25 protein-coding genes and 1 pseudogene are annotated in these 23,920 nt (G+C 44.8%); 23 read left to right on the top strand and 3 right to left on the bottom strand.

Annotated features, from left to right (window positions below; genetic code table 11):
- Positions 1–39 precede the first annotated feature (39 nt).
- The 10 genes from QVP35_RS02730 to QVP35_RS02685 all read left to right on the top strand — a co-directional run bounded on the left by QVP35_RS02730 (position 40) and on the right by QVP35_RS02685 (position 8,950).
- Positions 40–990, top strand: a complete 951-nt coding sequence (locus tag QVP35_RS02730) for a hemolysin family protein (protein WP_009289516.1) — start codon at positions 40–42, stop codon at positions 988–990.
- Positions 991–998: 8 nt separating this feature from the next.
- The gene (locus QVP35_RS02725) at positions 999–1,727 is read left to right on the top strand and encodes a YebC/PmpR family DNA-binding transcriptional regulator (RefSeq protein ID WP_006566764.1); all 729 of its coding nucleotides are present in this window, start codon (positions 999–1,001) and stop codon (positions 1,725–1,727) included.
- Between the two features lie 141 nt (positions 1,728–1,868).
- Positions 1,869–3,395 (top strand): S8 family peptidase, encoded by a 1,527-nt coding sequence (locus QVP35_RS02720; protein WP_022260770.1) that lies wholly within the window; start codon positions 1,869–1,871, stop codon positions 3,393–3,395.
- Between the two features lie 209 nt (positions 3,396–3,604).
- A complete protein-coding gene (locus tag QVP35_RS02715; protein WP_006566767.1) occupies positions 3,605–4,306 on the top strand; it encodes a zinc metallopeptidase in 702 nt (233 codons plus the stop codon).
- A gap of 314 nt (positions 4,307–4,620) precedes the next feature.
- Positions 4,621–5,112 (top strand): YbaK/EbsC family protein, encoded by a 492-nt coding sequence (locus tag QVP35_RS02710; RefSeq protein WP_006566769.1) that lies wholly within the window; start codon positions 4,621–4,623, stop codon positions 5,110–5,112.
- Complete coding sequence (gene rlmH, locus QVP35_RS02705; protein WP_022260769.1) at positions 5,109–5,573, top strand: 23S rRNA (pseudouridine(1915)-N(3))-methyltransferase RlmH; 465 nt, start codon at positions 5,109–5,111, stop codon at positions 5,571–5,573. Before QVP35_RS02710 ends, rlmH begins: the two co-directional genes overlap by 4 nt.
- Positions 5,573–6,253: a response regulator transcription factor gene (locus QVP35_RS02700; protein ID WP_009289520.1), complete on the top strand. Its 681-nt coding sequence runs from the start codon at positions 5,573–5,575 to the stop codon at positions 6,251–6,253. The genes rlmH and QVP35_RS02700 overlap by 1 nt, the downstream gene beginning before the upstream one ends.
- A 97-nt stretch (positions 6,254–6,350) precedes the next feature.
- Positions 6,351–7,286 carry an ABC transporter ATP-binding protein gene (locus QVP35_RS02695; RefSeq protein WP_009289521.1) on the top strand — a complete coding sequence of 312 codons (936 nt, stop codon included), beginning with the start codon at positions 6,351–6,353 and terminating at the stop codon, positions 7,284–7,286.
- Entirely contained in the window at positions 7,264–8,055 is a 792-nt protein-coding gene (locus tag QVP35_RS02690) for an ABC transporter permease (RefSeq protein ID WP_022260768.1), read from the top strand. The genes QVP35_RS02695 and QVP35_RS02690 overlap by 23 nt, the downstream gene beginning before the upstream one ends.
- A gap of 19 nt (positions 8,056–8,074) precedes the next feature.
- A complete protein-coding gene (locus tag QVP35_RS02685; protein ID WP_022260767.1) occupies positions 8,075–8,950 on the top strand; it encodes a sensor histidine kinase in 876 nt (291 codons plus the stop codon).
- On the opposite strand, the gene QVP35_RS02680 is transcribed toward QVP35_RS02685, so the two are convergent.
- Together QVP35_RS02680 and QVP35_RS02675 are read right to left on the bottom strand one after the other, a co-directional pair.
- Positions 8,923–9,309 (bottom strand): hypothetical protein, encoded by a 387-nt coding sequence (locus QVP35_RS02680; protein ID WP_009289525.1) that lies wholly within the window; start codon positions 9,307–9,309, stop codon positions 8,923–8,925. The two genes, QVP35_RS02685 and QVP35_RS02680, sit on opposite strands and share 28 nt — an antisense overlap.
- A gap of 3 nt (positions 9,310–9,312) precedes the next feature.
- Positions 9,313–10,125 carry a MerR family transcriptional regulator gene (locus QVP35_RS02675; protein WP_006566776.1) on the bottom strand — a complete coding sequence of 271 codons (813 nt, stop codon included), beginning with the start codon at positions 10,123–10,125 and terminating at the stop codon, positions 9,313–9,315.
- A gap of 84 nt (positions 10,126–10,209) precedes the next feature.
- Here QVP35_RS02675 and QVP35_RS02670 point away from each other — a divergent pair, with 84 nt between their 5' ends.
- Entirely contained in the window at positions 10,210–10,848 is a 639-nt protein-coding gene (locus QVP35_RS02670; protein ID WP_022260766.1) for a GNAT family N-acetyltransferase, read from the top strand.
- 3 nt (positions 10,849–10,851) lie between these two features.
- Here QVP35_RS02670 and QVP35_RS02665 read toward each other — a convergent pair whose 3' ends face one another.
- Entirely contained in the window at positions 10,852–11,265 is a 414-nt protein-coding gene (locus QVP35_RS02665) for an acyl-CoA thioesterase (RefSeq protein WP_009289530.1), read from the bottom strand.
- A 142-nt stretch (positions 11,266–11,407) separates the two neighbouring features.
- Between QVP35_RS02665 and QVP35_RS02660 the strand changes: the two genes are divergently transcribed.
- The 12 genes and pseudogenes from QVP35_RS02660 to QVP35_RS02605 form a co-directional block, all read left to right on the top strand.
- Positions 11,408–15,016, top strand: coding sequence for a pilus assembly FimT family protein (locus QVP35_RS02660; RefSeq protein WP_009289531.1), 3,609 nt, complete (start codon positions 11,408–11,410; stop codon positions 15,014–15,016).
- 14 nt (positions 15,017–15,030) lie between these two features.
- Entirely contained in the window at positions 15,031–15,582 is a 552-nt protein-coding gene (locus QVP35_RS02655; protein WP_006566780.1) for a hypothetical protein, read from the top strand.
- A 4-nt stretch (positions 15,583–15,586) separates the two neighbouring features.
- Positions 15,587–15,949 carry a type II secretion system protein gene (locus tag QVP35_RS02650; RefSeq protein ID WP_006566781.1) on the top strand — a complete coding sequence of 121 codons (363 nt, stop codon included), beginning with the start codon at positions 15,587–15,589 and terminating at the stop codon, positions 15,947–15,949.
- Positions 15,946–16,557 (top strand): type II secretion system protein, encoded by a 612-nt coding sequence (locus QVP35_RS02645; protein WP_009289532.1) that lies wholly within the window; start codon positions 15,946–15,948, stop codon positions 16,555–16,557. The genes QVP35_RS02650 and QVP35_RS02645 overlap by 4 nt, the downstream gene beginning before the upstream one ends.
- Before the next feature lie 113 nt (positions 16,558–16,670).
- A complete protein-coding gene (locus QVP35_RS02640; RefSeq protein ID WP_009289533.1) occupies positions 16,671–17,129 on the top strand; it encodes a prepilin-type N-terminal cleavage/methylation domain-containing protein in 459 nt (152 codons plus the stop codon).
- A gap of 42 nt (positions 17,130–17,171) precedes the next feature.
- Positions 17,172–17,615, top strand: a complete 444-nt coding sequence (locus tag QVP35_RS02635; RefSeq protein ID WP_006566784.1) for a hypothetical protein — start codon at positions 17,172–17,174, stop codon at positions 17,613–17,615.
- Between the two features lie 75 nt (positions 17,616–17,690).
- Complete coding sequence (locus QVP35_RS02630) at positions 17,691–18,467, top strand: prepilin peptidase (protein WP_009289534.1); 777 nt, start codon at positions 17,691–17,693, stop codon at positions 18,465–18,467.
- 26 nt (positions 18,468–18,493) lie between these two features.
- Positions 18,494–19,699, top strand: a complete 1,206-nt coding sequence (locus QVP35_RS02625; RefSeq protein ID WP_009289535.1) for a type II secretion system F family protein — start codon at positions 18,494–18,496, stop codon at positions 19,697–19,699.
- A 12-nt stretch (positions 19,700–19,711) separates the two neighbouring features.
- Positions 19,712–21,163, top strand: a complete 1,452-nt coding sequence (locus tag QVP35_RS02620) for a pilus assembly protein PilM (RefSeq protein WP_022260765.1) — start codon at positions 19,712–19,714, stop codon at positions 21,161–21,163.
- A gap of 11 nt (positions 21,164–21,174) precedes the next feature.
- Complete coding sequence (gene gspM, locus QVP35_RS02615; protein ID WP_009289538.1) at positions 21,175–21,834, top strand: type II secretion system protein GspM; 660 nt, start codon at positions 21,175–21,177, stop codon at positions 21,832–21,834.
- 25 nt (positions 21,835–21,859) lie between these two features.
- Positions 21,860–23,536: a GspE/PulE family protein gene (locus tag QVP35_RS02610; RefSeq protein WP_006566789.1), complete on the top strand. Its 1,677-nt coding sequence runs from the start codon at positions 21,860–21,862 to the stop codon at positions 23,534–23,536.
- Between the two features lie 9 nt (positions 23,537–23,545).
- Positions 23,546–23,920, top strand: a pseudogene (locus tag QVP35_RS02605) (type IV pili twitching motility protein PilT); the annotation flags it as partial.

The raw sequence follows: 23,920 nt of genomic DNA, 5'->3' as shown, positions 1-23,920 counted from the left end.
GGTATATTTTATTACGACTGATGAATAAAGGAGATGTATATGGAAGATTTAAGTGCCGCGATGATCCTGATACCGCTGCTTACATTGGTATTAGGTGCCGTCTTCGGCTACATAATTGGAACGAAACGCAAAAATAAGCCCAAGGGTAAGCAGACCGACCAGACAGAGCGGGAAGCGGATGACGATAATGACAATGAATATGAGGAAGAGATCATGAACATTGTCAACCAGGGGCATGAGCAGGGGGCTATTTTGGAAGATGAAGCCAAGATGATCACCAATATTTTTGAGTTCGGAGACAAAGATGTAACCGATGTCATGACTTCCAGAAAGAAGATCGATGGGATCGACTGCACCATGTCTTTGGAAGAAGCCCTTCATTTTATGCTGGATGAGCCATATTCAAGATTTCCTCTCTATGAGGAGGATATCGATCATATCATTGGTGTTCTGTATCTCAAGGATGTGATTGACGCCTATATAAATAATAAAGACCTGGAACTCTATGAGATTGCCAGGGAGCCGTTCTATGTTCACCAGACCATGAATCTGTCTGTGCTGTTTCAGGAAATGCAGACAAAAAAGATCCATATGGCGATCGTTGTGGACGAATACAGTCAGACAGAAGGTATTGTCTCCATGGAAGATATGCTGGAAGTGATCGTTGGAAATATCCTCGATGAGTATGATGTGGAAGACAGGGAGATCACAAAGCTTGGCTGGGCCGATATTTTCCTGATGCGGGGAAGCACGAGACTGGAAAAGATCGAAGAAGTATTAGACATCGAGTTTGATGTAGAAGAGATTGAAACGCTGAGCGGATTTTTGGTAGACCAGCTGGGTCATCTTCCGGAACAGGGAGAAGAAGTAGAGATTATTTATGAAGGATGGTCTTTTAAATCCGTGGATATTCACGACAATGTGATCAAACAGGTAAAAGTGGAGAAAAAGCGTACAAAAAAAGAAGAAAATGATTCAGAGAAGGAGTAAATACAGTTATGTCAGGACATAGTAAATTTGCGAATATTAAACACAAAAAAGAAAAAAATGACGCGAAAAAAGGCAAGATCTTTACCAAACTCGGAAGAGAGATTGCTGTGGCGGTAAAAGAAGGCGGGGCGGACCCGGAAAATAACAGCCGGCTCCGCGATATTGTCGCTAAGGCAAAGGCCAACAATATGCCCAATGACACCATTGACCGAAGCATTAAAAAAGCTGCAGGCGATGCAAATGCCGTCAACTACGAGTCTATTACATATGAAGGATACGGCCCGAGCGGAGTCGCGATTATTGTAGAAGCTCTGACAGACAACAAAAACAGGACGGCTTCCAATGTCCGGAGTGCTTTTACAAAGGGAAGCGGAAGCATTGGAACACCTGGATGTGTCTCCTACAATTTTGAGAAAAAGGGACAGATCATTATCGCAAAAGAGGACTGTCAGATGGATGAGGATGATCTTATGATGACTGCGCTGGATGCGGGAGCAGAGGATTTTGCGGCAGAGGAAGACAGCTATGAGATCGTTACGGACCCGGATGATTTTTCTAAAGTCAGGGAGGCCCTGGAAGCGGAATCCATCGAGATGGCCAGTGCAGAAGTTACCATGATTCCGAACACTATGGTAGAGCTTGCTTCTGAGGATGATATCAAGAATCTGCAGAAGACGCTGGATTTGCTGGAAGAAGACGATGACGTCCAGGATGTCTGGCATAACTGGGACGAATAGACTGTACAGACCAAATAGAGACCCTTCATCATGTATTTATGCCATGATGAAGGGTCTTTTTATGATATAATGAAACAATAATAAAAGAACAATATATCATGCAGATACTGTCTGTTTACAGACAGAAAGGAGAGAGGATTTATGCGGAAAAATGGACATTTTCTGATTCTGGCAGCAATGATACTTATGATGGGTACCTCGCTGCACAATCCAGGAAATTTTTATGAAAGAACGAACAGAAGTGATTGTTTTACCAATGATACGGAGATTTCCAGTGTCAGGTATAAGTCTAATAAGCATAAATATCACAGTATTTTTCAGATGGGACTGGCCGGACCGGGGCTGACGGCATGGAATTATGCAACCGGAAAGGGAGTGAATGTTGCGGTCATGGACGGCGGTTTTGACGTGAATGATAAAGAATTGAAAGGAAATATAAAAGGCTGCTACAATGCAGTTACAAAACGGGAAGGAAAAGGACAGATTACGAAATACAGCCATGGAACTTCTGTGGCAAAAATATTGGGAGCCGCAGGCAACAATCGGTATGCCGGCGCTGGAGTTGCATATAATGTGAATCTGTATCTGATACAGGTAGATGCAAATGGTTCACAGTCATCCTATTCAAAATCAGTGATGGAAGGTATTCGTTATGCTGCTAATAAAAAATGCAGGGTAATCAGCATGAGTCTTAGTGATACTATATATGATGCTAAGATGGAAGCAGCGATAAATGAAGCATATTCCAAATCTAAAAATAGTATATTATTTGCTGCCTCAGCAGGCAACAAAGGAAAAGAGGAATACCGCTATCCGTCGTCCTATCGGAATGTACTGTCTGTCTCTGCCCTGAACTATTCTTCCAATACCCGGAAATACACGGCTGCCGCATCAACCTATAATAACCGGGTTGACATTTCTGCACCGGGAGGTACGACCAGTGCGGCGACACCGTATGCAGCAGGGGTGGCGGCGCTGATCTTTCAAGCCAATCCGTCCCTGACGGCAAAAGAATGTGCAGATATTATTACATCCACGGCAATGGACGCAGGAAGCAAAGGGTATGATAAGCACTACGGATATGGAATTATTCAGCCTCTGACGGCTGTGCAGAAAGCAAAGTACGGAAGAAGTTATATCCCACGGAAGATTTCAGGGACGTCATCTTACAAGAAGTCCTATGGGACGAAGCCGTTTACCCTTAATGCTAAAATTGCGGGCTCCGGGAGTTTGTCTTATAAATCTGGCAATGCCAAAGTGGCTTCTGTCAACGGCAGCGGAAAGGTGACCATCAGGGGAACCGGCAGGGCTGTGATCAAAGCATCTGTTCCTAAATCAGGTATTTACAGCAGTGCTTCTAAAAATATCACGATCAATGTTTCTCTGAAGCGCCCTTCACTCAGCATTAAGAATATAAAAAAGAAGAAATTAAGTCTCAGCTGGAAAAAGGAAAAAAGAGCAAGCGGTTATGAGATCTATATAGCGCCCAATTCAAAATTTAAGAAATATAAAAAATATATGATAAAGAAAAGCCAGATAAAGAAAACGGTTTCCAGGCTGAAAAAGAACAAAAAATATTGGGTCCGCATGCGGTCTTATAAGACAGCCGGAGGCAGGAAAATTTACAGCAGTTACAGCAAAGTGAAGACAATAAAAATCAGAAAGTAAACTTTGTATGGATTTTGATCTCCTATGAGATACTAATAACCTTAATCCTTTGGGATTCAATGAAAGAAGACAGGACAAAATTCCTTTGTGAACATCCTGTGATTTTTTCTAAAATAACTATAAAATCTATTGATTTTATAACTGCTTAAAGATATAATGCATGATATTGTAAAGAAAAGATAAACTTTTTGAAGAGGAAGGGATGACTTATGTTTCCGATGTATGGATTTTTTGATCCGACTTATATTTTGATCATAATAGGTGTTATTATTACGCTTGCGGCATCTGCTAAGATGAATTCGGCTTTTAGGAGGTACTCAAAGGTACGCAGCCATTCAGGGCTGACTGGGGCACAGGCGGCTGCGAAAATTTTGAATTATGCAGGAATCTATGATGTAGTAGTAGAGCGTGTATCCGGCAATTTGACCGATCACTACGATCCAAGAAGCAAGGTATTGAGACTGTCTGACGCTACTTATAATGCCACATCAGTAGCAGCTATCGGCGTAGCGGCCCACGAGTGCGGTCATGCTATGCAGGACAAAGAAGCTTATGCACCGCTCAAACTCCGCGGAAGTCTTGTACCGGTAGCGAATATCGGTTCTAATCTTTCCTGGATTTTCATTATTTTGGGTATCATTATGGGGGCCAATCAGACACTCCTGAATATTGGGATACTCCTGTTTTCATTGGCCGTAATTTTCCAGTTAGTAACTCTCCCGGTAGAGTTCAATGCATCCAGTCGTGCGCTGAGAGTATTGAAAGACTCTGCGATGATGTATGAAGATGAAGTGGAAGACACAAGAAAGGTATTGTCTGCGGCAGCATTGACCTATGTAGCTTCTGCGGCAGCAGCTATTTTGAGTTTGTTGCGTCTGGTGATTTTATTTGGCGGCGGCAGGGACGATTAAAAATTTAGTGAGCTTTTTTAAATAGGCGGGGATCTGAAATAAGTACTTATTTCAGATCCTTATTTTTGTTTTTGGGAAATGACGTATGAGTTTTTCTCCATTATCTCCAGTCGGCTCTTAACAGGTCTCCTTCCGACAATAGAGAAAAACTATCGCAGGTGGCACCTTTGGAGTGGACAGCCGGGAGAAATAAACCCGGCTGTTTTCTTTTGTTTCGGAAAAAGGCCGGGTGCACGGATCACGAAAAGCAAAACTTGTCAACCGGATAAAGAAAGCTTAAAATAGTGAAGAATGAGTATTCAGGAAGAGAAAGGATGAGTGACATGTCTGTAACAGAGGTCAGAAATTATTTAAATGAATTTAATAGGGCTGACAGAGTGAGAGAGTTTGAAGCTTCCAGCGCTACGGTAGAACTGGCGGCAAAAGCCCTGGGTGTGGAAGAAGCGAGAATCGCCAAGACGTTATCCTTCTACGGGCCGGACGGGAGCTGTATCCTTGTGGTAACCGCCGGAGACGTAAAGATCGACAATAAAAAATATAAAACGATGTTCGGATTAAAGGCAAAGATGCTGAGAGGAGATGATGTAAAAACGCTTACCGGACATGAGAGGGGCGGCGTCTGCCCGTTTGCAAATCCGGAGGGGACAAAAGTATATTTAGATGAGTCACTGAAGCGCTTTGAGACAGTTTTTCCGGCATGCGGCAGCTCAAATTCTGCGATTGAGCTCAAACCCGAAGAACTCTTTGAATATGCAAAGGCCGTAAAGTGGGTGGATGTGACAAAGGCCGAGGGAGACGGGAAATGAACGTAAAGGTTATCTGTGTAGGAAAGATAAAAGAGCCATATGTAAGAAAACTGATTGAGCGCTGTGTAAAAGTACTGAACAGGAGCTGCCGTCTGGAGATTATTGAGCTGAAAGATGAAAAAACACCTGACGGCGCCAGTGAGAAAGAGGAGGATCGCATCCGGAAAATCGAGGGCGAGAGGATCTTAAAGCGGATTCCAGCAGGAAGTATTGTGATTCCGCTTTGTATTGACGGAAAACAAATGACTTCCGATGAACTCAGGCATAAGTGGGAAAAATGGAACAGGCAGAGGGATACGGAGGTTGCGTTTGTCATCGGAGGATCTCTGGGTCTCTGCAGTGCGGTCCAGAGGAAGGGGGCTTTTAAGCTGAGCTTCAGTGCAATGACATTTCCGCATCAGCTGATGCGGCTGATCCTTCTGGAGCAGCTCGTATACGCGGCAGGGAGGAAGGAGGAGTGATGGAGTCAATATTGATCATAGAGGACAATCAGGATGTCAGCCGGATGCTGTCAGAATTTCTCTCGGAGTCCGGCTATCAGCCGGAGGCAGCTTTTTCAGGAACGGACGGGCTTATAAAGCTGAGAGAAAAGAGCTATGACCTGGTACTCCTGGATCTGATGCTGCCCTATAAAAGCGGAGATCAGGTTTTGAGGGAACTGAGAGGATTTTCGAATATTCCGGTGATCGTTATTTCGGCAAAGGACATAGTAGGAACAAAGATCGATCTCTTAAAGCTGGGGGCCGACGACTATATTACGAAGCCTTTTGACCTGGGAGAGGTAGAGGCCAGGGTCCTGTCGAATTTAAGGCGGCAGAGTTCTTCCAAAGTCAAAGAACAGACACTTCAGTATAGAGACCTGGTACTGTCAAAAGATGCAAAGAGTGTACTGCTGGGAGGACAGGATCTGGAACTTACCGCAAAGGAATACGCGATCCTTCAGCTGCTGATGGAGCACCCGAAGAAGGTCTACACAAAAGCAAATTTATACGAGACGGTATGGGAAGATGAATATTTGGGGGATGACAACGCAGTAAAAACTCATATAAGCAATCTAAGAAATAAATTAAAAAAGGCCAGTCCCTTAGAACAGTATATTGAAACGGTGTGGGGCATTGGATATCGGATGTACAAGGAATAAACCCACAAATTCTTTACCATTGATCGTATGAACTTAACCTTTTCTTTACGATTGACAGATATACTGTACTTACAAAAGGAAAGGACAGGTGAGAAACATGAATTATGTATTGGAGACAGAAAATCTGACGAAAGATTTCGGCAGTTTTCGTGCACTTGACCGGGTCTCAGTAAAACTTGAGTCTGGGAAAATTTATGGGCTGATCGGCCGGAACGGAGCCGGAAAGACCACACTGATGCGGCTTGTGGCAGGGCTCAGCTTCCCATCAGGAGGAAGTATCTCTTTGTTTGGACGCGGGGGCGAAAAAGCCCTGCAGGAGGAGCGGAAGCGGATCGGCTGTATGATCGAATATCCGGGTATTATCGGAAACATGAATGCAAAAGAGAACCTGAGAGTACGCAGAGTTTTAAAGGGAATACCAAACGAGGAAACTGAAGATGAACTGCTTAAACTGGCAGGTCTTTCTAAGGCAGGAAAGAAAAAAGCAAAGGATTTTTCTCTGGGTATGAAGCAGAGACTGGGTATCGCAGATGCACTGATCGGCACTCCGGAACTGCTCATCTTAGATGAACCCGTTAATGGTCTGGACCCGCTCGGCGTAGTGGAAATCCGCCGCCTTCTGATAAAACTGTGCCGGGAAAATCATATAACGATCCTGATTTCCAGCCATAATCTGCCGGAACTCTACCAGACGGTTACAGATTATATTATCATCCACGAAGGAAGAGTAGTAAAAACTCTGAACCAGGAAGAACTGGAAGAAAAATGTAAGCGTCATATCAGGGTCCGGTGTGCGGACACATCTAAGCTGGCTGCGGTTTTGGAAGAGAGCCTTCATACCTCAAACTATAAGGTGATGCCGGACGGTTCTGTAAAGCTGTATGATTACCTGGACCGGCAGGAAAAGGTCGCGGAAACATTATATCAGAACGGATTGACAGTGAAGGGATTTTCCGTAGAAGGTGATAGTTTGGAAAATTATTTTGTATCTGTGATAGGGGGCGGTCAGGATGATGAATGTTTTAAGGGCTGATATGCTAAAGTTTAAAAAATCAATGGCTTTAAAAGTAATATTTTTGATTTCTGGGGCAGGAGCAGTCCTCATGGTGATCGTGGCCCGTCTGTTCAGGGACGGTACTCTTGGCATGAACGCCGCCGGCAATGCCTCTTTTCTGGCAGATCCTCAGATGGTGGCCCTATTGGGAACCGTGGCCGCGGGAATGTTTCTCTGCGGAGATTTTGAAAATAAGACCGTTCAGGATGCAGTGTCCGGAGGCATCGGAAGGAGTCAGCTGGTTCTGGGGAAAGCATTTTCTTTTTTTTTGATTATTTTTCTATTGATTCTTCCGTACTTCGCTGTTACGGCCGCGTCATTTTTTATAGACAGCCAGTATCAGCTGTATATCCCGTCTGTGTTTCTCACGTTGATTTGCAGAGAATCGGGAACTGCACTCACACTGTATTCTGCACTTAAAATTCTTGGGATCACGGCGTCGGTATGTGTGGTCTACGCGGGACAGCTGAGCATCTGCCTTCCTCTGGCGTTTATTTTCCGCAGGCCGGTGCCGGTCATCGGGATCGGATATCTGGTCTCAATGGCCTGTGGAATGCTTCAGGCAGGAGGAAACAAAGTATTTGAAAAAATGATTAGTCTGACGCCGTTTCATCTTGAAAATTTAACCCGGCTTTCTATGGACGCAGAACCGGAAATGTTTTTGAAGAGTGTCGGAACCGGAGCCGGCTTTGCCATCCTGATGATCCTGGCGGCCATGTTCATTTTCAGGAGAGCCGAGATAAAATAAACAAACAGGAGATATACAGATGGTTTTTATATTGTCAGCGGTGATTTTGTTTCTGGCTGGATATGTGATTTTACTCCGGAAACAGATCAATCAAATAACCCGTCAGCTGGAAAAACGCAGAGAAGAGAATACGAGACAGCCAATAAGCCTGGAATTCATAGACTCCGGGCTTACAAGACTTGCGGGAAATATGAACCGGTGTTTAAAAAGTGAGGAAAAACTGCGGGAGGAAACTGTGAGCAGGGAAAAAGAGCAGAAGGAAATGATAGCCGACTTATCCCATGATCTCAGAACACCTTTGACGGCAATCAAGGGATACCAGCAGCTGCTCATGGCAACACTAGCGGAGGAAGGACAGAGACAAAGACTCCGGACCGCCCAGAAACATGCGGATGAACTGGGAAAGATGATCGAACAATTTTTTGAGTATTCTCTTTATTCTTATAAGCAGTCAGAGCCAAAATATGAACGGATCAACCTGGGAGCCCTGATTGCCGAATGCGTTGCGGAAATGGTTCCGCTGCTGGAAGAACATGAACTTTCCATCCGAATGGAGGAGACAGATCCGGTTTATGCAAAAGCGGATAGGGAAATGCTCATCAGAATTATTCAGAATTTGATCCGTAATTGTCTTGCTTATGCAGATTCCAATGCTGTGGTCAGAGTTGAAAAAACGAAAAGAGCGGTTTTTTCCTTTGGAAACCAAACAACGGCAACAGCAGACCCGGATCGTCTGTTTGACCGGTTTTACAGGGAAGACCGATCAACAAGCCGGCCTGGAGGTATGGGCCTTGCTATTGTAAAACTTTTGGCTGAACAGATGGGGGGAACTGCCAGGGCAGGAAAAAAGGAAGGCTGGCTGTGGATCTATGTCGAACTTCCTTCTGACGGATGATACTTGTTCCATTCATCCAGGATATAACGATTCCACAGTTTATAAAATTGAAAGCCGCGTGCAGCAAACCCGGCGAAAAATATAAGGACTGCAGTGGCGGATGCGTACCGGAATCCTGCAAATGACAAGGCATACCACATAAAAACCGTCGACAGCAATGCCGATACGGTGTAAAGAAAAGCAGCGTATGTCTTGATCTGTTTTTTCGACAGACCGAAAATAAACCAGATCCATCTGCTTGGAGCAAAGCATAAAGCTCTGTCTTTCATCAAAAAGATCAAAAAAAGAAGTCCCAGTGCGGCCGCTTTTGTGATTAAGGATTTCACGCCTATAATGATAAGAAATAGAATTAATTTCATGTCTTACTCCTCTTCATTTTCTGCCTGTATCATGATCTGTGTAATGTATTCGTCTGCACTGGAAATCACAAAATCATTGAGCCCGGTTTCATATGCGTATCCCGTTAGTGTTAAATGGTGTTTTTCTGCAAATGCTATGATTTCCTCATAGAATTCCGGAAGGCCGTCCCAATCACCCGTAAAAAATCCGCATATATAAGTTCCGCCCGGTTTTTTAAATATATCGTTGCTACTGTTCTTTGGTGCCGGAGTAAAAAGACCGTCATAGGAATCGAACTTCCTTTGCTTAATCTTTTCAGTGGAGATAAAACTTCCAATGCCCATAATAAAGTCTTTCGTGTCCCAGAAATTTTTAATCTGAGCGTATATTTGTTCAATATCCTCATCACCAAAAGCAAAAGAGATCCTTTGGTGATATTCTTCTTCACACTCTATGATCCTGATTTCTCTGTTTTTTATCTGACTGCATAATTCCAGCTGTTTCTTTTTCATAAGAAGAATTTGTCTGCTTTTTTTCAGCCGCCTGATCTCACAGCCGATCTCTTTTAGTTTTGTGTCTGCAATACGTAAAAAATCTGCTTGGTTCGGATGGTTCAGATATTCTTTTATTTCTTTAATGCTCATATTTAATTCTTTCAGCATACGGATATATTCTAATTGAATACTCTGTGAGTCATCATAGTATCTGTAATTGTTATCTCCTTTATAGTGCGGTGAGAACAGACCGATCGTATCATAATAGTGCAGAGTCCGTTTGTTGAGTCCGTGGATTTTTGCAAACTGTGAAGTTGTCAGCTTTATTGAGCGGCGATTCATGATAGTTCCTCCTTGACATTACACTTACTGAATACTTTAAGGTAATTATATACCAATCAGTTTTATTAGAATAGGAGGAATCAGATGAAAAAGCAAATCAGGGTAAGGGAATATCGGGACAGAGACAGCAGAGCGTTGGAGAACATTATCAGAGAAGCATGGAAATACGATGAACTTACAGGGCCTGCGACAGCATCTAAATTGGCAAAAGTTTTTCTTTACAGCTGCCTCTGCAGCCAGACTTTTGCACAAGTAGCCCTGGCAGATGGAATGCCGGTCGGGGTAATTATGGGGAAAAATCTGAATAAACACAAATGTCCGTTTAAATACCGTGTGAAGCAGATTACATCCATACTCTCTCTGCTGTTATCCGGAGAGGGAAGACAGGTGATTAAGATGTTTGGATGTATAAGCGGGATAGATAAAAAATTATTAAAGGACAGTGGGAAGAATTATCAGGGAGAGATTACGTTTTTTGCTGTTGATTCTGAATTTCGGGGCCGTGGAGTCGGAAAAGTATTGTTCCAAAATATAAAAACCTATATGAAACATGAAGAAATTCAAAATTATTATTTGTTTACAGACACAAGCTGTAATTTCGGATTTTATGAACATCAGGGTATGAACCGGTGCAGGGAACATACCCATATTTTCACTGTCCGCAGCAGGCCTGCCAAAATGAAATTCTTTTTATTTGAACAGGAAGACAAACGCATGGTCTGAACTCTAATTGTCCATACATTCCTCAAACATCCGGTAGATTTTTGGATGTTCTTTCTTTACATTGACCGGCACCAGGTCTTTGCTGACCATCCCGTGAGAAGTGGTGCCGGTGGCGATCAGGACACGGGGATTTTCCCGGATGACTTCATAGGAGAATTCCAGGCGCACCGGTGTAAGCCTTGTCAGTTTTATATGGATGGAAAGTTCGTCTTCATAAAAAGCGGCCTGTTTATACCTGACCGTAAGGCCGGTAAGTGGAGTGATAATGCCGGCTTTTTCCACGTCTGAATAGCTGATTCCTGAGGCCTTAATAAAATCAGTTCTTGCTACCTCAAACCAGACAGGATAGTTGCTGTGATGGGCAATCCCCATCTGATCAGTTTCCGCGTATCTTACAACGATTTTTGATGTGTACATAAAATCATCCTTTCTTAGCTTTGTCAATTCTATCAGTATATAATAAAACATCCTGACATGTCTAACCCATCTTTGCGGGAATCGTTGAATTTCTTAGATTTATATTGTATCATAAAAGAAACAGAAAGCAGGGAGAGCTTCTATGAAAAACAGGCTGAGAGACAACAGAGGATACACATTGGTAGAGCTGATGGCGGTGCTGGTTATTTTCGCCATTCTTCTGGCTATCGCCGGAGGAGGGATTGCAGCCTATCAGAAGCACTCTGCGTTTAAAAAGAACAATGAATATGCACAGACGATCTTCACGGCACTTCAGTCTTCCATGGCCCATGCAAAAGCAGGCGGAAGTCTGGATGAACTGTCCAAAGAACTTTCGGGTTCAGAGTATAAAGATAACCGCCTGAATGGGAAAATGATCGACGAAGGCGCTCCGGTTCCCGACGATGCTGAGGGCATGTATTATTTTTTCTTTCAAAAAGGCGAAAAAAGGACGGATTACGAAGGGGCTAAAAAGACGGTATATGAGATGATTGCGCCGTATATATATGACGCAGATGTATTGAATGCGTCTTTTTGCGTCGAGTTTGACCCCGACGAAGGGACGGCTCTGGGAGTCTGTTATTCAGACAAAGCAAAGAGTTTTTACTACGGAAATACCCAGTCCAAAGGCGGTGAGGGAAGCGCGGATATCAGCGGCAGGAGCAGAAATGACCGTTATGACCGGCTCGTAGGCTACTACGGAGTGGATTCTGTCTCTTCCACGCCGGAGCCGATGGAGGGGTCAGTTTTCAAAAGCCTTGAGCTGGTCAACAAAGAGACGCTTTCTATCCGATGGGAGTTGGAAGACGCATATCAGGCTTCTGCACTGGGCCTTGCATATGACATAAAACTTTACGATGCAGCGGACAACCGGCTTGTGTGTTCCTTCAAAATCAACGATCTCGATAAGGCGGAGACCATTCTGAAGGAAGAAGGCAGTGATAAAGAGCTTACATTGACCAGTGATGTTTTATTTTATGATGAAGACGAGAAGGTTACAGAGACAAAAAAAGATTTGAAATTTATGGGTTATATCTCAAAGGAAGGGAAGATGATCCTCGTTCTGGATGCAGCAGATTTAGAAGCCGCATCTCAGGTAAACGAGAAATCGCCGGATTATGACGGCACTTACAGCATACGCAGACTGGGATTTTCAGCGGGTCCCATGTATGCAAGAATGCAGGCCTCAGGAACCGGATACCGGCCCAGCCAGTGGGAGCAGACCAATACAGAACACTCATATTTTGCCAAAGAAGAGGCAAAGAAGGACGGCACAAAAATTTATGACCTTAAAAACCCAAGGCATCTCTTCGATCTTAGGTTTGAGGAGAAAGACGCGCCGGATGATACGGTTTTATACCGCCAGGCAGGCGACATTTTCTGGAACGGAGAGAAAGGCATGGCGGCAGGAGGTTTCCTTTTTGAGAAGACGAAACAGCTGTCAGAGACGGAGGAGGGGATCCCTTTTCCTTCGGCAAGTAAACTGAATAAGAAACATACCTTGCAGGGGATGGATGAAAATGACCAGTCCTATGCTGTTCAGTTATTTAAATTCGGAGCGAAGGACCAGAAAACTCCGGCCGGATTATTTGAAGTCAATGAAGGTACGATAAGGAATATGTTACTGAAACAGATATCTTCCCAGGGAACTGACTATGTGGGAACAGTCTGCGGAGTCAACTACGGGACACTGAAAAATATTTCTGTGGATAAAAAGAGCACGGTCAAAGGGAAAAAATTTGTAGGGGGCATCACAGGAAGTGATATCACAGGGAAACCCCTGGATACAGGAACGGAGAAGCTGATCTTAGTAGGTACCATGAGGACTTACGATTCTCTGAAAAACAGCGCCAGGGTTGAAGGAGAAAAGTTTGTGGGAGGCGTTGTCGGATATTTAAACGGCATCTGTATAGAAGATCCGTCTAAACCGGAGGACGTGCAGAGTATTTCTGTCAAAGAGTGCGAAAATTATGGCTATGTGACGGGAACCGGACAGTGTATCGGCGGAATTGTCGGATACAACAGGCTGTCATCCATTGAGAAGTGCTTAAGTGTTCCTGTTTTGACAAAAGAGGAGGAAGAAAAGCTTAGAGAAGCGGCGAAAAATTATCAGCTGAAGGGCGACTTCGTAGGAGGAATCGTCGGTCTCAATGATGACGGCATCATCACGAAATGCAGCACCGGAAAAGAGGATGAAAAGTCCTTTGTGGCAGGCAGGAGATACGTGGGAGGCATCTCCGGATTCCATATGAAGATCGAGAATTCAGGTGCCATAGATACAGAGCTTGTTATGGACGGAGACGGCTCTGCAAACTTCGCAAATGTGATCGGAAGCCAGTATGTGGGAGGAATCACAGGGGTGAACGGCAGCGTGCAGGGGAAAATCTCGGATATACTCAATCAGGATGTTAATCTTAACAATTTTATTGTCAATAAAGAAGAATACACGTCAAAAGCGGTTCTCAAAAACTGGACGAACAAGGGACTTGTGACGGCGAATGAGCTCTTTGCAGGAGGAATTACCGGTCTGAATACCGGGAAAATACAAAACTGTACGTCTCAGATGCAGACAGAGGAAAAAGACAAAGAGAAGATACAAAAACTTCTGCTGGAATATGGAGCATTAGGTATCCAGATCGGCGGTATTGCAGGCTACAATAACGGGCTGATTGAAAATGACAAGAGGACAGAAGTTACGGCATATGTAGCCGGGGATACCTATATCGGTGGGATTACAGGCTACAATGAACAGAAAGGAAAGATCCGAAATTTCTCTGAAATCAAAGGATTTATTTATGGAAAAGACTGTGTCGGAGGAGTTGCCGGAGCCCAGAAAGGCGGGGAAGATCTGAAAGGATTTGAAAACCAGGCGGATATTACGGCAGACTTCGGGGATGCCGGAGGAATCTGCGGACAGATGTCAGAAGGAACAACGGTTATAGACAGCGGCAACACTGGCAACATCAGTTCCGAATACGGAAATGCCGGAGGAATCTGCGGCAGTGGTGAAGATTTGGTCATCGAGGGAGCTTATGTAAAAGACTGCACAATTACTTCTGAGAGAAATACAGCAGGGGGAGTCATCGGCAGGATTTCAAAAGAGGGGCTGATCAGAATTTCATCTGTGAGGCCCGGAGTTGTGATTCAAAGCCCGAAAGAGACGGCAGGAGGCATGATCGGACTGGCAGAAAAGACCAAAGAAAATGGAAAGCTGGAGATTTTCGGGTGTAACAGCGCCGCCGCATTGGAGTCAGGCAGGGCAGGAGGCATAATAGGAGAGTCAGACCTTACATCGGGCAGCATGGAAATAATACAGTGCAGAAACTATGGCTTTCCGATCGGCAAAACGAAAATGTCCGGACTGATCGGCTCTAAGAAGGGTTCGGCTGAGAATTTAAAACTTTATCAATGCTTCGGTGTTTCTGATTTGGAATATCCTCTGGCCGGCGAACCGTTTGAACAGGCAGAAATATCCAAATGTTATTATTTTATTGCTGGGGATCAGACAGAAGGCAATGTGGGAATCGGTATTCCTCTGATGGTGGAAAAACAAGGAACCCAGTATTACAGGGCATCGGGAACCGAAGAAGGCAAAAAGGTTACGATCAGCAACTTTACCGTAGATCCGACGCTGCTTTCGGAAGCAAATCTAAAAGATTTTTATGCTAAGATCGAGCGCACAATCAATGGTTATTATAACGGCTTGAACTAAGAGGATGAAGAACTATGGAAAGACTCAGAAAAAGAAATGAAGGAAGTGCATTGATCTTTGTCATGTGTATCCTCTGTGTATTTATGGCGGCGGCATTGATTATGATTCTCGTGTCTTATCAGGTACTGACAAATGCCCAGCAGTCGGCAGTCAAAGACCAATGCAGGATTTCCGCGGTTTCGTTTAATAAACTGCTGGAAAAAGAGATTACTGCCCCGGAAGGACAGGGAATCAGAGATGACAACATCCGGTATTTTCTTTACGACCAGATAAAAAACGATAAGTGGGTCTACTACAATGAGAAAGAGGAAGGTCATGGCGAAAATGAAGCTTTCCGCACTCTGGACATTGAGATGATCCAGTCGGCGAAAGATACACTGGGAGACATCAAGGTTACGGTTTACTGGGAATCCCAAAAAGATGATCCCCTTGACAAGGCTGTACTTGTGACTAAAGTAAGCGCGGGTTCCAGAAAACAGGAATATCATATAACGACCAGGTATTCTTTAAAGGTAAACACAGGCGAGCCGGAACAGTGGATCTGGGCTACAAATTGGCAGGAGTGATTACATGAGAAAAATACGGATCAAGCATATTTTAAAAGGGCGAGACGGAATGACTCTGGTGGAAGTCCTGGCTGCATTTGCCATTCTGCTGATGGGCATCGCTTTTCTCTACAAAAGTACGGTGATGTCGTTAAACCAGATCAGGAAAGCGAGGGAAGTGCAGGAGCAGGCAGACCGGGCGGTTTCTGAATTTTATGAGAAGAAGGCAGAGGAGTCTTCGGAGAAACAGACCGTCGTGCTCACCGTAAAAAAACAGGACTCCGACACTGCTGTGTCCCAATGGGGTATGGAAGTGAAGGTTGGAGAAGCCAAGAGCAGCGATGGATATTTTATCTATTTCTTCGGGCAGGAAGGAAGTGAGAAATGATACGCCGGCGGATCAGGAGTAAATTACAAAAAGTACTTTTGCATGACAAGTCAGGAATGACCCTTGTGGAATTGATGGTTACCTTTCTGCTGCTGGGCATATTGATGGCAGCGGCCATCGCCACACTGTCTCCGGCGATGAATGTCATGGCGAGGATATCGAACATGAGCCGGGCCCAGGGTGTGGCAGATATTCTGATGGAAAAAGTCTGCGGGGAAGTGGGAAGCTCCACGGGCCAGGTACAGATCGACAGCGGAAATGAAAAGATTTCTTATACCGACAAGAAGGGGCGCTCGGTCATCATGTACGCAAAGGAGACAGACGGAGAAAAGAGGCTGGTGCTTCACTATCAGGCATCTTCGATAGCCGAGGGAGGAGCGGCAGCGACAAAGGGAGTTGACTGGACCTTTTCCAAGAAGATGTATATGAACCAGGAAATTAAGGAACTGAAGTTTGAACGGAAGGAAGATACCAATCTTGTAAAGATCACGCTGACGGTCCGGAATGTAAAGACAGGGCAGACGTATAGACGGACAAAAATCGTGGAGTGCTACAAGCTGGACGACAGGGGATTTATCGCTGATACGGAATTTCCGCAGGAGGTTTAAATAAGGCAGAAAATGCCGCTGTTTTAAATCTCGATATTGTTTGACAAGTATAGGGATTCAGCATATAATTTAAATATGCACTTTGGTAAATCAAAGGATAGGAAGGGAAAATTATGAAGAAAAAATTAAGTGATTTCAGACAAAAAATGAGGGAGGATAAAAAAGGGTTTACTCTTGTAGAATTGATCGTTGTATTGGTTATTCTGGCAATCTTGATTGCATTGTTGGTTCCTACTTTGACTGGATATATTGATAATGCGAATAAGAAAAAAGTAGCATCAGAGGGAAGGCAGATTCTAATGGCAGCTAAAACTATTGCGGCGGATGATTATAACAGTGATGAAGCTACAAAAAACTTGTGCGGCAAAACAATTAATACTTTAAAGATTTCTGCTGCAGGTGCAGCTGCGGATGATCCCACGATTGAGAAACTTTCCGAGGTAAAGGACAGCAAATATACAAATGTTTCTATTACATTTGATGCTGATGGAACGGTATCAAAGTTGGTTTACACAGGTAAAAAATTTACGGCAACATTCGATGGATCTGCATGGAGTACAACTAAGAACTAAGAATCGCTGAGATAGCATTTTTTGGAAAGCGGACGGTATAACTTGGTCACAAGAAGAAGGTTTAAAAATCACAAGTTTATAGAATATACAGAATGGATTTTGCTTCTGGTGCTGTTGTCTGTATTGTTCCTTGGAGTCATTCCTCGTGTCAAGACATCATTCCAGCGCCAAAAGGCCCGTGAAATCTTAAGAAACGCCAAAGATGTCCGTGTCTCAGCACAGATTTATTTCTACGATACATATGCAAAAGGAGAAGAAGTCCCTGTCGCAGGAAAACGCCAGGTGCTTTCCGGGGATGTGGAGAAGGACATTTTAAAGACAGCCAGGAGTCATGGAAGGATTGACACCATTGCCTATGACAGACGGGATGTAAAAGTGACGGACCTTGTTTATATTGAGGATGGCTACATCGTAAGCTACAAAGAAGTGAAGGGAAAACCAGTCTGGAAAGTGTACCGATTGAGTCGGATGATAGGGGATTCATAAGAGATTTAAGTAAAAGGGTGTCCCAAAAGTATTTTTACTTCTGGGGTATCCTTTTCTTTCGCAAAAGGGGGAAACATGGGACTTATCTATTTTATATTCTTCTGGATCGGAGCATCCGTCTTTTCCTTTGTGAATGTCTTAATTTACAGGGTGCCGAAGAAGATTTCTTTTGTCGGCGGCAGAAGCTTTTGTCCGTCCTGTAAAACCAGTCTAAAACCATACGATATGATACCGGTCTTCAGCTACATTCTCCTGAAAGGCAGATGCAGAAAGTGCAGCTCAAAGATCCCGGTCCGCTACCTCTTTGTAGAATTATTTGGAGGAATTTTAGCTGTCCAGTGTGCGGCATCTGTTCCTCTGGATGAGTCGGGAGCGGGCATCTATCTTTTAAAAACAGTATTTTTATTAATAACAGGGGCTCTTTTGACTGCAGTGACATTTGTAGATATTGACACAATGGAAATTCCCAATGGCTTTGTACTGGCGTTAGCGTGTCTTGGAGCCGTGTCTCTTTTTTTGTTTCCGGAAGTATCTCTGCCTATGAGAGTGATCGGCTGCTTTGCGGTCAGTGTTCCGATGCTGCTGCTTACGGTGCTGATCCCCGGGGCTTTCGGAGGCGGTGATATTAAGCTGATGGCCGCAGCGGGAATTCTGCTGGGGGCAAAGCTTACCGGAACCGCATTTTTCTTTTCTGTGTTAGCCGGAGGTGTGTACGGAATCTATCTGCTGGCCGGAAAGAAAAAAGGAGGCAAAGACCATTTTGCATTTGGACCGTTTTTATGTTTGGGCATCTGGGCGGCCATTTGCTGGGGAAATGAGATCATCGGCTGGTATCTTGGCCTTTTGCCGTGAGATGATGCCTGAGGGGGGAATCAAATATGCCGAAATATAAATATAAAGCGAAAGACAGTAGTGGAAAGTTGTCAAAGGGTGTCCTGGAGGCTGCCGATGAGCTGGCCTTATACCAGGCTCTGAGAACAGACGGAAAATATCTGGTTTCCAGCAAAGACTTAGAGGAAGGAAAATTAAAGTCCAAAAGAAAGATGAAGGCATCTGTGCTTGCAGATTTTTGCAGACAGCTGGGGACGCTCTTAAAAGCAGGCGTTTCCTTGGTCCGCTCCCTGAATATCATCGCCAACGAGATCGGAGTCAGAAGCACCGACAAAGAGACGTATCAGAATCTTTTAAATTCCATCCGCCAGGGAATTCCTCTCTCAGAAGCTATGGACGAACAGGGCAGGACGTTTCCGGTGCTTTTGGTCAGTATGATGCGCTCTGCGGAGGCCAACGGAAACCTGGACCAGACCTCACTGCGCATGGCGGAGCATTATGAGAAAGAAAACAGGCTCAACGGAAAAGTCAGGAACGCTATGATTTATCCGATCGTTCTGTCTGTACTGCTCGTAGGTGTGATCATTTTCATACTGTCATATCTTGTACCGCAGTTTCAGGATATTTTTGATACGATGGTATCCCTGCCGCTGCCCACTGTGATTTTGCTGGGACTGAGCGGAGGAATCCGGAAGTACTGGCCGTTTATTCTGCTGATTTTGGCGGCTGTGATCTTCGGAATCCGTCTCATACTCCGCATCCCAAAGGTGCGCTGGAAGAAAGACCAGCTGAAACTGAGGCTTCCGGTGATCGGAAAGCTCTTAAGAAAGATTTACACCGCAAGGTTCGCAAGAACGCTGTGTTCCCTGTATTCCAGCGGGATACCGATCATACAGGCAATGCAGATCGGAAGCTCAACGGTGGGAAACCGTTATATAGAAGAACAGTTCGGTCAGGCTGTCGACTCTATCCGCAGAGGAGAGTCCTTATCAGTTTCCCTGATGGAAATTGACGGGTTTCAAAAGAAACTTTCTTCGGCTATTCAGGTAGGGGAAGAAACAGGAAGTCTGGACGAAATGCTGGATTCCATAGCAGAAAGCCTTGAATTTGAGGCGGAGAGAGCTTTAGAGCGTCTTGTGACACTTTTGGAGCCGGTTTTGATTATCCTGATGGCAGTGATCATAGGATTTGTAGTGGTGGCAGTCATACTGCCGATTTATGAATCTTACTCTACGATTGACCAGGGATATTAAGGGGGAGCTTTTATGAAGACAACAGTATATTTATCGAATCACAGAGTGCAGATCGCTGTGGGGGAGGCAAAGAAGAGCAAAATAAAGATTCAGAACCTGGTTCAGTTTGATCTCCGGGAAGGAAGTCTGATCAACGGAGTCATCACATCGGAAGACGGGCTGAAACATCAGCTGGAAAAAGCCTGGGAGAGCCACGGCATATCAATGAAGATCAGTCTCGTCATAGACAGCACGCAGATTGCCGCAAAGCTCATGACGATTCCAAAGATGAATAAAAAAAAGACACTGGAAACAGTAAGAAAAGAATTGTCAAGCATTGAGAATCCGGAAAAGTATGTTTACGATTACCGCGTCTGCGGCATGGATAAAAAAAGCGGTATGGCAACAGTGCTTGGAGCGGCAGTACAGGAATCAATGTTAAAGAGTTATCTGGATGTATTTGCGGCTATGGGCGTGGAAGTAGAATCGGTGGATATTGCCCTGAATGCTCAGCTGAAAGCTTTTGACCGCATACAATCTTTGAAAAACGAGACCTTTATATTCTCGAAGCTCGACGCTGAGATTCTGATCAGCACCCTGTTTGTGCAGGGTGTCTATAAATATCTGAACCGCACAAGGATTTTTGCAGAGCATGGAACCGACGGGATCGCCACAGAAGTCGGGAATACGACAAGTTCTATGATCCAGTTCCTTGCCACAGAGCAAAAAGGAGAAAAAATTAAAAGCATTTATCTGGGAGGCTTCCCGGAAGAAGACAGAAGAATCCTTGCAGCGCCTCTAAAGGATCTGGGTCTTCAGGTTGGACAGTCTTTTCCACTGACGGGATTTGACATGCCCGACCAAAAGGAATTTTCAAATTATATTTTTCCAATCGGTGCTTTTCTTTCAAAGAAAGGTCAGGACATCGACTTTGCCCAGAAGATCAGGGCCAGGGAGGATAACAAAACGTCTTCCAAAGTATATCCGGGTGTGTTTGCAGCGGCGGGCGCTCTGGTTTTGTGTATTGCCGTGTCAGCCGTCCTATTTGCTATGAATACGATCAACAAATCAAAGATCAGTGGAATGGACACTTATATTGAGGACTCAAAAAATGAGGCAGACTACACCAATGCCAAAAATCTGGATCTGGAATTGGCAAACAAGCAGACAGGAAAAGAGCAGTTTGCAGTCGTAAAACAAGTTTTGGAATCTTATCCCCAGGCGAATTCAAGGGTGGAGAAGATGGTCAGAAACAGCGCCGGGACAACGGTTTCCATCACTATAGACCGGTACGATTCCTCCACGGGAATGTACGAATTTGTTGCCATGGCTCCGAAAGTTACGAGTATTTATGATTTTATCAACCGTCTGAAAAAGTCTGAACTGTTTGCGGATCTAAAATACTCGGGCTACAATTATACAGAAGAAACAAGGCAGTACGATATTCATATCAGCACTTATCTAAGTGAGAATGCAGGAAAGTAGGTGGAGCAGCAATGGAAATAACGAGTCGTGACAAAAAAATATTAAGTGTGCTTTCCGTCGTGCTGATCCTAGTGGTCTTCGGAAACTTTGTGATCCGCCCGCTCCTTGCACAGCGCAGTGAGCTGGCTGAGGAATTCAAGGAAAAGCAGCAGACAAAAGAGACAATGGAGATGGCCATAGCCTCCATTCCCCAGAAGGAGGCCCGGCTGAAAGCTTCCAGGGCAGACTTTGAAAAGGAGACAAAGGATATTTATCCGATGATGGAGTCCCATAAAGTGGAGCGTATGATCACGAAGCTGATCTTGAACTGCGGACTTTCTTCCAGAGATTTTGAGATTTCTGCAAGGCCGTCTGTCAGCGTTCTCACTCCTTACATCGAGTCTTCTCTGGCAAAAAGCCTGGGAGTGAAAAGCAGCGGCGACAGTACAGCGGAGGACAGCAGCAAGACCGCCATTTCTCAAAATGTACTCTATTCCTATCCTGTATCTGTCAATATTCTCGGTACAAAGGCGAATGCCAAAAAGTTGATCGATAAAATATATGCGGATTATCCTTCCATTCGTATTGTGAGTTATGGAATGAGTTCAGAGACGGCGTTGACCACATCTAATAAAGTGATCGATGCGTCGACTCTGTCCTTGGTGCTGGAAGTCTATATGTGCAGGAAGTAATATCTGGAAAGCAGGGGGGGAGATTATGAAGAATATTCCAATTGGAGAAGTTTTGCTGCAGTATGGATATATAACCAAAGAGCAGATTGACCAGGCGCTGGATTATCAGAAGGAACATCCGGGCAAGCGGCTGGGCACCATTTTGATGGAACTTCAGTTTATTACAGAACAGCAGATGCTGGAGGCTTTGGGGCAGAGGCTGTCACTCAGCCACATCAGTCTGGGAAGCTACCCGGTGAACAGCGAGGCGGTGGAAAAAATACCGAGACAGCTGGCTTTTAAATACAACATTCTGGCTGTAGATATGAAGGATCATCAATTATATATTGCCGTGAATGACCCGCTGAATTTTTATGCTATGGAGGATATCCGCCAGCTGACCGGCATGCAGCTGAAAGTATTTCTGGCAGAACTCAGCCCTCTGAAAAAGGCCCTGGAATATTTTTACGCGGAAGTATCCGCAAGGCAGGCGGCCAGACAGGCTAATGAGACGACCCAGGAGGCAGAGGACATCTCCTTTTTGGACGACATGGATGAGGAGGCTGACAGCGATGCGCCAATCATCAAACTGTTGAATACTCTGGTGCTCCGGGCGTACAATACCAATGCCAGCGATATTCACATCGAGCCTTTTGAGAAAGAAACTGTGGTCAGGATGAGGATTGACGGAACCATCGTAGATTATGTGACGCTGAAGCGTTCCCTTCACGCATCTTTGACGGCCAGAATCAAGATCATGGGCGGCATGGACATAGCGGAGAAAAGGATTCCCCAGGACGGACATTTTAAAATGCGTCTGGAGGAAGACAACATCAACATGCGTGTATCCGTTATACCAACGGTTTACGGAGAAAAATCAGTGCTGCGGCTCCTGAGCAACCGGACGCCGATCGATCATAAAGAGCATTTCGGCATGAACAGCGAAAATTATGAGAAATTCCAGTCGCTTCTGAAATCTCCCAACGGTATTTTATATATAACAGGACCGACGGGAAGCGGAAAATCTACGACCCTTTATATGGTTTTAGAATATCTGTCCAAGAGAAATGCAAATATTTCCACGATCGAAGACCCGGTGGAAAAAAATATCGCAAGGGTCAATCAGATGCAGGTAAATAACACTTCCGGATTGACATTTGAAACGGGGCTTCGGGCGTTGCTCAGACAGGACCCGGATATTATCATGGTAGGGGAGACAAGGGATGCGGAGACTGCTTCGATTTCTGTCAGAGCCGCTATTACAGGACATTTCGTCCTTTCTTCCCTGCATACGAATAATGCAGTATCCTCTATTGTCCGTCTGGTCGACATGGGAGTGGAGCCGTATCTGGTTGCCAATTCCCTGATTGGATTGGTGGCTCAGAGACTGGTCCGGAAAGTGTGTCCGGACTGTGCCAAAAAAGTGAGGACCACAGAAGAGGATAGGAAGATTCTCGGAGAGGACATTGAGTATGTGAAAGAGGCAGTGGGATGTTCTAAATGCAGCCATACCGGATATCAGGGCCGTATCGCAGTCCACGAGATCGCGGTGATCGATCAGGGCATACGAAAAATGATTTCTGAGGGCAGACAGGTGGATGAAATCCAGGACTATGTGACGAGGGAGCAGGGCATGAAGACGCTGAAGGAAAGTGCCGCAGATCTCGTAAAAGAGGGGATCACTACAATGGAAGAATTCTGGAAGATTGCTTATTATGTATAGGAGGCGTTTATGACAATAGAAGAAATGATCGGCATGGCCAGACAAAGGGATGTATCGGATATTCATTTGTCTGAAGGGATGCCCGTTGCTTTTCGCAGCTGCGGACGCCTTGTGGACAGCAGAATCGAACTATCTGACGATGAGATCAGACAGATGATCTTAGGACTCCTGCCGGTGGGACAGAGAGAATTATTTGACCAGGGGGAGGATGCGGACTTTGCGCTCCAGACCCCTGATAAAAACCGGCAGAGGATCAATGTTTTCCGCCAGCAGGGAAAGATTGCGGCGACGATCCGTCTGCTCAATGATCATATTCCCACACTCAGTGAGCTGAAGCTTCCGAAGTGCTTAAAAGATCTGGCTGACCAGCCGAGAGGCCTGATT

The sequence above is a fragment of the Anaerostipes sp. CAG:276 genome (genome assembly GCF_000432215.1).
GTDB classification, from domain to species: Bacteria; Bacillota; Clostridia; order Lachnospirales; family Lachnospiraceae; genus Anaerostipes; species Anaerostipes caccae.
Note: the sequence above shows the minus strand (reverse complement) of the source record. Positions and strands in the feature narration are given on the sequence as shown.